At 34.2% G+C, this 11,263-nt stretch carries 6 protein-coding genes; all 6 read left to right on the plus strand.

The genetic code is table 11. The features are described 5' to 3' along the window. The first annotated feature begins 188 nt into the window (after positions 1 to 188). The 6 genes from ACSVH7_RS14255 to ACSVH7_RS14280 all read left to right on the plus strand — a co-directional run bounded on the left by ACSVH7_RS14255 (position 189) and on the right by ACSVH7_RS14280 (position 11,165). Positions 189 to 1,769: a type I restriction-modification system subunit M gene (locus ACSVH7_RS14255; RefSeq protein ID WP_438067359.1), complete on the plus strand. Its 1,581-nt coding sequence runs from the start codon at positions 189 to 191 to the stop codon at positions 1,767 to 1,769. Beyond that, positions 1,766 to 3,019: a restriction endonuclease subunit S gene (locus tag ACSVH7_RS14260; protein WP_438067360.1), complete on the plus strand. Its 1,254-nt coding sequence runs from the start codon at positions 1,766 to 1,768 to the stop codon at positions 3,017 to 3,019. The genes ACSVH7_RS14255 and ACSVH7_RS14260 overlap by 4 nt, the downstream gene beginning before the upstream one ends. An 8-nt stretch (positions 3,020 to 3,027) precedes the next feature. Next, entirely contained in the window at positions 3,028 to 3,936 is a 909-nt protein-coding gene (locus ACSVH7_RS14265) for a hypothetical protein (protein WP_438067361.1), read from the plus strand. A 145-nt stretch (positions 3,937 to 4,081) separates the two neighbouring features. Next, on the plus strand, positions 4,082 to 5,917 hold the full coding sequence (locus ACSVH7_RS14270; protein ID WP_438067362.1) for a DUF262 domain-containing protein: 1,836 nt from the start codon (positions 4,082 to 4,084) through the stop codon (positions 5,915 to 5,917). Further along, on the plus strand, positions 5,910 to 7,958 hold the full coding sequence (locus ACSVH7_RS14275; RefSeq protein WP_438067363.1) for a DUF262 domain-containing protein: 2,049 nt from the start codon (positions 5,910 to 5,912) through the stop codon (positions 7,956 to 7,958). The genes ACSVH7_RS14270 and ACSVH7_RS14275 overlap by 8 nt, the downstream gene beginning before the upstream one ends. 3 nt (positions 7,959 to 7,961) lie before the next feature. Continuing rightward, the gene (locus ACSVH7_RS14280) at positions 7,962 to 11,165 is read left to right on the plus strand and encodes a type I restriction endonuclease subunit R (RefSeq protein WP_438067364.1); all 3,204 of its coding nucleotides are present in this window, start codon (positions 7,962 to 7,964) and stop codon (positions 11,163 to 11,165) included. Positions 11,166 to 11,263: the final 98 nt, after the last annotated feature.

An 11,263-nucleotide genomic window follows, 5' to 3' on the forward strand; every position in this document is an offset into this window, starting at 1 on the left:
TCTTTATATAGTAGAAATAACTGGCTAGACTAAACGAAAATACTATTATTTATCTCACATAATGCATAATCACTCTACATTAAAAATTATTACTTTCTTTACGGTTTTCCGTAAGCTTTTTAATTAAATATTCGATATTTTAGCCTTTCAGCAAAAAAATCGATTACTACACGTTTTTACAATAGAAAATGACCCAAGAACAAATAAAGAATTTAGAAAAAGAACTCTGGGATGCCGCCGACGAATTAAGAGGGAACTCCAAATTGACAGCTGCCGAATATAAAGACCCTCTACTCGGATTAGTACTATTACGCTTTGCACAAAATAGGTACGAAGATGCCAAAATTGCTATAGCCAATTCATTGCCTATCAATCCTCGTACAGGGGTGCAACGTGAAGCCCTCAAAGACGATTACGCGGCTGCGGGTGCCATCATGTTACCCGAAAAAGCCAAATACGATTTCCTAGCGGCACTTCCTGAAAGCGAAGACATAGCCGATGCCATTAACAATGCCATGAAACTCATTGAGGCCGAATACCCAGATTTATCCGGTATTCTCCCAAAAAGCTACCAAGAATTCGACGATAAATTATTGCGAGACTTGGTGCGTGTATTCAATAAAGATGCGGTTCGTCATGCCAAAGGCGATGTATTTGGACGCATCTACGAATTTTTCTTGATGAAATTCTCTATGCAAGGAGCGGGTGCGCAAGAAGGGGGCGAATTTTTCACGCCTCCCTCATTGGTAAACCTGATTGTGAATTTCATACAACCCAATCATGGAATCATTCATGATCCCGCTTGTGGCTCTGGGGGTATGTTTGTACAAACAGCTCATTTCATTCAAGATCACGAAAGCAAAAGTGTCAATGAAGCCATTACCGTTTATGGTACCGAGCTCAAAAGCAACAATGCCAAACTAGCCAAAATGAACTTGGCCATTCACGGGATTGAAGGCAAAATCATAGAAAGCAACAGCTTTTATACCAACCCACATAATCTTACAGGAAAGTGCGACTTTGTGATGGCCAATCCTCCCTTTAATGTGGATAAGGTCGATGCCAAAAACAAATTCCTAGCCGAAGACGAGCGCCTTCCATTTGGAGCGCCACTAACGGGTGCTGGATCTATTGGAAACGGAAATTACCTATGGATGCAGTATTTCTATTCCTATTTGAATGCTACAGGTCGTGCTGGTTTTGTGATGGCTTCCTCGGCTACCGATGCAGGAAATGCCGAAAAACGCATACGCCAACAACTCATTGAAACGGGTGCAGTAGAATGTATTGTCTCGGTAGGGAATAATTTTTTCTATACCCGTTCGCTGCCTTGCCACGTGTGGTTTTACAACAAAGGCAAAAAGCCCGAGAATAAAAACAAAATCCTGATGATTGATGCCCGTAATACGTTCCGCAAGGTGACGACTACGATCAACGATTTTAGCGAAGAACAACTCGAAGGATTGACCGCTATCATGCAACTTTTTCGTGGCGAAAAACCCGAACTAAGCGCCAACAATGCCTGGTTCAATGAAAAGTTCCCAACAGGAAATTACGAAGATGTAGAAGGTTTGTGCAAGATTGTAGATTTGAAAGAAGTAGCCGAGCAGGATTACAGTCTTACTCCAGGCCGTTATGTAGGCGTAGTGGTCGAACTAGATATGGATTTTGATTACCAAGGACGTATAACCGAAATTCACAGCGAACTAGCTACTTTGAACGAAGAAGCCAACCATTTGATGCAACAAATCCAAAGCGTGCAAGTATGAGAGAGGGATGGAAAGAGATCACAATTGGTGATTTAGGTCAGGTGATTACAGGAAATACACCCCCAAAAAAAGATGCTGATAATTATGGAGGACCTTATCCATTTATCAAACCAACTGATATGGATATTGATCGAAGATACGTAACCAGTTGGGAAGAAAATTATTCTGAAAAAGCATTTAAAAGATATAATAATTCATACATACCACCTAAAGCAACAGGTGTCGTAACCATTGGTACTGTTGGTGAAAAAATGTTTCAAGCAGACCAATATTGTTTTACAAATCAATCAGTTAATGTTGTAATTCCATCTAAGGATTATGATGAAGATTTTGTTTTTTATTTATTGAAATACAGTTTGCCGAAAGTTGAAAATGCAAACCCAGGTACTGCATCAGGAAGACATCATGTAAGTAAATCAAACTTTTGTGCGATCAAACTCAATGTCCCACCACTCTCTACCCAACGCAAAATAGCCTCCATTTTATCTTCTTATGATGATTTGATAGAGAACAACCTGAAACGCATCAAATTATTGGAAGAAAAAGCCCAACGCACCTATGAGGAATGGTTTGTAAAAATGCGTTTCCCGGGTTATGAAACGGCGGTGTTTGATAAAGTGACTGGGTTGCCTGAGGGGTGGGAGAAGAAAGAATTTCAGTTTTTCGGGAAAATAATTACAGGTAAAACGCCATCAACTGCAAATGAAGATTTTTTTAATGGAAATGTTCCTTTTGTAAAAACGCCAGACATGGCAGGTTTTCCTTATGTTATAGACAGTAATCAAACACTTACTGAACTTGGAGCTAATTCTCAAAAAAATAAGTTTATCCCAAAAAACAGTTTAATGGTTAGTTGTATAGGTTCCGCTGGAGCATTTGCTCTAGCATCTGAAGATTGTCAAACCAATCAACAAATTAATTCAATTGTATTCTATGAAGAATATTTTTCCTTTTATTTTTATTGTATAGCAAAAGGATTAAAACCTGTTTTAGAAGGTCTTGGAAGTAACGGTGCAACTATGACTAATGTAAACAAAGGTAAATTTGAAAAAATAGAAGCTGTTTTACCAGCTCTTCAATTTCTATTAAAATTCCATAATGTGGTTAAAGACAATTTTGAAGTAATTCTTCACCTCCAAAACCAAAACCGCCTTCTCAAAGAAGCCCGAGATATTTTATTGCCAAGGTTAATGAGTGGTATGGTGGATGTGGAGGAGTTGTATGTAGAAACAATGCATTCAATTAATTAAAATTTGATATGAAAGAAAACAAATGGTTATATAACGGAGCATTTAAAGGGATGAAAGGTATTATCTTGGAGTCTCGCGGTGGTGCAAAAAAATCTAATGCGCAACGTAATCCCGATTATAAATTGCTGCTACAATATGTTTTAGAAAATCTAAAAAACAATCATGCCAAAGGAGTCGAAATTTACATCGCATCTACTAGAGAAGCTAAATATCCTACTTTATCAGATCGTATGTTAACGGTCGATGGTCTATCTACATTTGATTTCACATATATAGATATAGATCCATTTATCACGAAACTAAGTAAAGAAATTAAAACTTCAGGCCAATCGGGTAGCGAAAAAGGAGGCAATAGTACCAAAAGGCTTTTTTTTCACTTAAGTACAGGTGCTACCGAAATTTTGCCAATGATAAATCGGGTTATACCGAAAGAAGTTACCAATGCAATTGATAGTAAAAAACAAATAACAAAAGCTTTAGAAGCTTTTACATTCGATTTTAAACGAGATAAAAATAAAAGTCAAGGCGAACTAAAAATATTGGTAACCGAATTGCAAGATTGTCTCAAAGATCATTTAGAGAAAACAGTTACTAACTACCAATGGGAAACAGAATTCAAAACTAAAGAGGGTAGAAAAGATAGTTTTGATATTTATGGATACAGCAAAGAGCTAAATGAACATATTGTAGTAGAGCTCGATCCTCATAGAGCTGACAGTATTGCTAAGAAGTTTGTTTCCCGTTTAGCTTTAATGATAGATAAAAACTTGTTGTATATAGCCTACTTATATCCTGGAACCGATAAAATGCCTATTAATGAAGCCAATAAATATTTAGGCGATTGCGAAACCATTCTTGAAGCCGTAAATGGTAGTTCAGGTTTTCAAAAGCAATTTTTAGGATTCTTTTTGAATTAAAGGTATCTTCTTGATGAAAGTACTAAAAATCTAACTAACCAAAACCGTCTTTTCAAAGAAGCACGCGATATTTTATTGCCAAGGTTAATGAATGGGATGATTGATGTGGAGGAGTAGGAAACACAAACTTTATAAACTATAGAAAATGGCTAAATTATTATATTCGATTCAAGAGGTATTTGGTACTTATTTGAAAGAAACTCAAAAATTCAATATTCCCGAATATCAAAGAGGATACAAATGGAACCAACAACAGGTAAAACAGTTGTTAGATGATATTCACATTTTTTCTAAAACAAAAGATGAAAGTCATTTTTATTGTTTGCAAAACATAACTTTATTTCAATCTGAAATAAATGAAACGCATATTAATGTTGTAGATGGTCAACAGCGTTTAACCACCACTATTTTGTTACTTGCTTATCTTGGAGAAAAAAAACTTTTATCAAACAAACTTATTTATGCTGTAAGAACAATATCAAATACTTTTATTCAAAATTGTATTGATAACAAAGACGAAATCATAGAGTGTATAATAAATTCCGAAAATTTTACAGCATTTGAAAAGGAACAAGAAGAAGATCTTGATTTTCAGGATGTGTTTTTTATGTACACAGCAATTCGAACAATTCATGATTGGTTTACACAGCAAAACAATGACAAAGAAGCTTTTAAAGAAGTACTGCTTAAACATGTAAAACTAATTGTAAACAAGGTAGAAAATGTAAATGAGCAGGAATTGTTTATGAATCTAAACGCCGGAAAAGTTCATTTAGATGGTGCCGATTTAGTGCGTGCCATACTCATTACAAGAGTGGCAAAACAAGAATTGGAGGATTATGATGCTGAAGACATACAAGATATAGTAAAATTAAATCAACGCAGAACCCGTATCGGATGGCAGTTGGATGAATTGAATGCATGGTGGAGTAAAGCAGAAGTAAAAGAATATTTTAAAAATTTCACCAGTGTAAATACTGGAAGTAAAGAATCAATCAAATTTAATCAAGATTTACATCCTATAAATCTTTTGTATAAAATTTGGATTGAAACAAAAGGGAAAAATGAAATTACCCTTAAGGCTTTTGAAGAAAGTAAGGCTGACGAAATTTATCAATCCATACTAAAACTTCATCGCACGTTAAAAGATTGGTTTGAAAACAGAAAAATATACCATTATTTAGGTTTTTTATTCTCTCATAAAAAAGTAAAGATTAAAGAGGTTTTAAAAGAATGGGGAAAATCACAAAATACCAGAGATCATTTTATTAATAAGTGGTGTGTTTCAAAAATTGAAGAGCTAATATGTACAAAAGAAGAAAGTGATACAATTGAAGAAGCTAAAAACCATTTATTAGGAAAGATTACTGATTATGATACTCTAGAAAAAACCAATTGGTATCAATCAGGTCAATTAAGTAATATTTTGTTACTATTAGATGTTATTACTCATACTAAAGATAATGAAATAGGAAACCCACTTCCATTTTTAAATGCAAAATATTTCACCAATTATAAAGAGGATAAAGAGCATATTTTCTCTGGGACTCCCAAAGAATTAAAGGAACTTACCGACTTTTGTGCTTTAAAGAATTATATTGAATCTTTAGAATCCGAAATAGATTTTCCTTTCTCAAAAGAAGATTGGGACTCCTTTGAAATTCAAGAAAGAGAAAACAAATTGAATGGTTTAAAAACAGAAATCCACAAAAAAACCCCAATTAATTCTATCGGTAATTTAGTTTTGCTACATCAAACAATAAACAGAGGTTACGGCAACGATGGCTATAGGAAAAAGAGAAGTGAAATTTTATCAAATACCATTAATGGATTGTATGTAAGACAGCATACCGTTAAGGTGTTTTTAAAACATAAATCTCAAGAAAATTTGGGCAACTGGGATTTTGACGATGTTCGAAAAAACGCCGATGAAATAGCAATCACTTTAGAAAAATTTTTTAAAAACAAGTCTGATGTCTAAGAAAACAAAAGCTTTCTTAAAAGAAGAAAATCTTTTAACGTTATTATCTCAAAATAATTTTATTATTCCTGAGATACAACGGGAATATGTTTGGGGTAATAATGAAGATGTAATAAAGAAATTTTTAACGAACTTAAAAGATAAAATTGGCGTTGCCTGCAATGTTTGTCATTTGCCAAGTGAAGCTCAAAAAATTAATATTGGCTTTTTGTATTCCTATAAACCAGATTATGTAAAAGTTCAAAATGACCGTTTTTTAGATGAAAATCTAATTGATGGTCAACAACGTTTTACAACTTTGTTTTTAATGCTGTTCTACTTTGCTTTAAAAGAAGATAGAAAAAACGAATTTTTAAACTTGATACGTTTCGAGGAAGACTCAATGTGTTTTGATTTTAAAGTTAGAGATACTACTAAGCTATTTTTCTTAGAATTTATTCAAAAAACTAACTCCGTTTCTGAATTTAAACAAATTGGTCAGCAAACGTGGTTTTTGGATGATTATAAAAATGATTTAAGTGTTAGCTTAGTTGTCAAAGCACTTAACTATATTACAGAAATTTTTAATGATGCTACTAAATACTATTCTCATTTTATAAATAAGATTGTTTTTTGGCATTTTAAGACAGAGGCTACTTCCGAAGGAGAAGAATTGTATATCACGATGAATGCTCGTGGTGAAGACTTAGCAGCAAATGAAATTACGAAAGCCGCTTTAATGTTGGAAGACAAAGATTTATTTGATTCTGGTATTAAATGGGAAAAGTGGCAACAAATATTTTGGAAAAATAGAGATCAAAACCGCGCTATACAAAGTGCAGATTTTGGTTTTAATAGCTTCATTGATTGCATAGCTGGTTTAGAAAATTATATACGTACAAGAAAGGATAAGGAGTTTTCCTTTTGTAAAGTGAATGAAATATTAACTTTACAAAAAGTTGAATCTTATATAACTTCGTTAGAGTTCTTTCTTAATAGAAAAGAACATTTGAAGTCTCATCACAAACACACAAAATGGATTGATACTTTTTATAATGAAGTATGGAAAATATTTAACGATAATGTAACCAATTGGCATGTTGATTATGGAGATAAAAATAGATCCTCAGAACAAAATAGAATGGTCTTTATTTGGTCCTTCTTATTATTCATTAACAAGCAACAAGAATTAAATAAGACAATCGATGATTTAGAATTGTTGCGGTTTTTTAGGTTCTTTTTTATTAGAAAAAACAATAATAATCGTGGTGTTAACCAATTGTATAAAACAGTTGAATCCATAATTGAGAATAAAATTTTTGGATCAAATAGTAATGAAGACGAGAGTGATAATGATCAAGAAGAATCTAAAAAATCAAATGAAAAAATAAAGTACAATTATCTTTCTATAGTGGAATCTACCAAACCTAATGATTTACTAGATATAGAAAGTTTAATCTGGGAAATTGAAGACCATCCACTGAATTTAGATGGGGCAGATTTGCAAAATATAAATTCTTCCCATCTAATATATTTTGAAGAAAACCCATGTAAACAAACTTTAGAATTAATTAAATTTAAATTTTACAATTTATTCCCATTACATGCGGAAAAAGACAGTGTCAACTTTATGAATGCAAATAAACTAAGAAATACACTGTTTTTTTATGGCAAATATTGGACCGAAAATTGGGCTAGCTATTATTGGAGATATGATTTTGGGGATTGGAAAAAAATCATTCGTTCAATTAAAATAGAAGAAGGGGTTTTTAATTCATTTTTTAGAGATTTTTTAGAAAATGATTTAGAAAAATTATATTCAGAAAAAGTAGTTATAAATAGTGAAGTGAATTTTGAAACCCATGAAAAATTAGAAATGTTTAAATGGTATGCGGCAAAATTGAATGAAGAACTTTGGAGTCAAGGAAGATTTATTTCATTCAATCATTATAAACATGAGGGACAAGATAAGTATTTTAAGAATATCAGAGAATTGGTAAATACTAAAGGAACTTTTAATGGAGGTAGTCCTAAAGTTTTGTCAGAACTTATTAAAAATTAATCAATGAGCTACGAATATTCAGAAGACGCCCTCATAGAACAAGCCACTCAAGATGTATTGGAAGAGTTGGGTTGGAAAGTGGTTACCGCATGGACAAAAGAATCCTTTGGTGAGCAAGGTCTATTAGGCCGTGAGAACAAATCAGAAGTGATTCTAAAACGCTATGTGATTCAGGCTTTAGCTGCCTTAAATCCTGATTTACCCCTTTCAGTCTATGAACAGGCGTATGAATTGCTGGCTCAAAAAGTGGCTGACAAAACCTTGGCGAGTATCAACAAAGAAAAATATGACGTACTCAAGAACGGGATTCCTGTAGTCTATACCAACGATAGTGGTGAATTGGTAAAGAAGAAACTCAAGATTTTTGATTATAACAATTATGCCAACAATGATTTTCTAGCCGTTCGTCAATTAGAAATCGTGGGCGAATTATACAGCCGCCGTCCGGATGTAATTGGATTTGTAAATGGTGTTCCCTTAGTTTTCTTTGAACTAAAAGGCCACCACAGCGATTTACGCAATGCCTACAATGACAACATCAAAGATTATAAAGACACTATTGCGCACGTTTTCCATACCAATGCTTTCATCATACTCAGTAATGGTGTAGCTAGCAAGGTAGGAACCGTGACGAGTCCGTACAAATTCTTTCTGGATTGGAAACGTATTGAGGAAGAGCAAGAAGGAGTGGTTAGTTTAGACACCATGATTCGCGGAACCTGCGCACCACATCGTTTGATGGATTTGTTCGAAAACTTTTTATTATTTGATGAAAGTAGTGGTGATGTTGTGAAATTAATGGCCAAAAACCACCAATATATCGGCGTAAACAAAGTATTGGAAAATGTGCGTAACATCGAAGACCTTCAAGGAAAGTTGGGAGTCTACTGGCATACACAAGGCAGTGGAAAGTCGTATTCAATGGTTTTTCTATGTGAAAAAGTACACCGAAAATTTGGAGGAGCCTATACTTTCCTTATCGCGGTTGACAGAACCGAATTAGAAAATCAATTATACGATACCTTCTCAGGAGCTGGAATTGTAAATGATAAACATATCGTTGCAGGAAATAAACCCGGACTTACAGGACGTGATCATCTTAGGGAATTACTCGCTGAAAATCACCGGTATGTTTTTACTTTAATTCATAAATTTTCTATTGATCCCGAAAAGGAAACAGAATATCCACTGATTACCAATCGTAAAAACATCATCGTGATTTCAGATGAAGCGCACCGTACACAAGGCGGAACTTATGCCAGAAACATGCGTTTCTTTGGTTTGCCAAATGCTTCCTATCTTGGTTTTACAGGAACACCAATTATCAAAGATGAAGAAGAATTAACTAAAAATATCTTTGGAGAATACGTTTCGGTTTATGATTTCAAAAGGGCGATAGAAGATGATGCAACATTGCCTTTACTTTATATCAATAGAGGTGAAAAACTTGGAATTGACAATCCTGAGCTAGATGAAAAAATGGCTGAGGTTTTGGAAGATGAGAATCTTGAGGAGGACAAAAAGAAAAAATTAGCCTATTTATTTCAAAAGAATTACCCCATTCTTACCGCCGAGAAACGTTTAGATGCTATTGCAAAAGATCTTGTTTGGCATTTCAACGAAAGAGGCTATCAAGGAAAGGCGATGTATGTGGCACTTGATAAACCAACAGCCGTGCGGATGCATCAATTAATCATGAAGTATTGGCCTCTGTATTTAAAAGAACTCGGAGATCGTATTTCCAAAGCACAAGACCAACAAGAAGCACAAGAATTACAAAGAAAATACAATAAGGTTACCGAAACAGAAGTGTGCGTTGTGGTCAGCAGTGAGCAAAATGAAGTGGATAAATTCCGTAAAATGAATTTAGACATAGAGCAACACCGTCGTAAAATGGTGGAGCGTAATCTTGAAAAAGAATTCAAAGATTCCGAAAACCCTTTCCGTCTGGCTATTGTTTGTGCGATGTGGATTACCGGTTTTGATGCACAATGCGTATCAACGGTTTATTTGGACAAGCCTATCAAAGGACATACACTCATGCAAACCATTGCAAGGGCGAATCGCGTATACGATGATGAAAAAGAAAATGGTTTGATCGTCGATTACGGAAACGTTTACAAAAAATTGGAACAGGCGTATTCTGTGTACGGAGAAGGTGGTAAAGGTAAAGGAGCTGACAGCGGAAAAGCCGTTGAAGAAATTGGCGATCTAGAAAAAGAGTTAAAATTGGCAATTAAAGAAGTCAAAGACTATCTACAAACTTTAGGTTTTAAACTTTCTGATTTATTCAATGTTAAACCAATGGAAAAAATTGGTTTGCTTAATAAAGCAGCCGATTGTATCTGCTTAAACGAAACCACCCGAACCAGTTTTGAAATGATGGCTCGTTCTGTTTTTAGAAAATACAAAGCCTTGTTTCCAGAAGATGAAGCAAAACCGTACATCAAGCAATTCAATGCTATTGATGCCATTTACAGTTTGCTAAATCAAAACGTGAAATCGGCAGATGTGACTGAGATTATGATGCAATTGCAAAATATTGTCAACGAGAGTGTTCATTTGGAAAAAAGTAAAATCAAAGAGTCCAAGGAGGAAATTTACGTTGATTTAAGCAAACTGGATTTTGAAAAATTGAAAGCTGCTTTTGCAAAAGCACCACATAAAAACGCCTTAGTTTTTGATTTGCAACAAGCCATAGATAAAAAATTGCAACAAATGCTGAAAGAAAATCCGTTGCGTTTGGATTTTTACGAAAGGTACAAAGAGATAGTCGAAGAATACAACAAAGGGAAATCCTTAGAAGATACCATGGCCACCTTTGACAAACTGAGTAATTATGTAGCAGATTTGACTTTTGAAGAGCAACGAACCATTAGAGAAAACCTAAAAGACCAAGAAACTTTAGCCATTTTTGATTTACTGCGAGAAGGAAAAGAATTAGAAGGCAAAGATCTAAAACAAGTTAAAAAAGTAGCTCAAGAAACACTTGAAAAACTCAAAGCTGAGAAATTAAAAATTGATCGTTGGAGAGAAAAACGAGAGGTTACTGCACAAGTGAAAAGTGAGATTTACAACCAATTGCTATGGCTTCCTCAAGAAGTGTATACCGATGAAGAAGTTAGCCTTAAAACCGTAGCAATTTATCAGCATATTTATTCTAATTATTATGGAGGCGGGAATAGTGTGTATCAATCACATCTCTAGCCTTCAAATTGGTGAATTTGTCTTCAAAAACAACGAGGTAAAATACTTGGTTAATGAAACAAAATAAAATTAAGGTGAGACATTTGATATAATTTGGA

Source organism: Flavobacterium sp. TSSA_36 (assembly GCF_051547165.1).
Taxonomy (GTDB): domain Bacteria; phylum Bacteroidota; class Bacteroidia; order Flavobacteriales; family Flavobacteriaceae; genus Flavobacterium.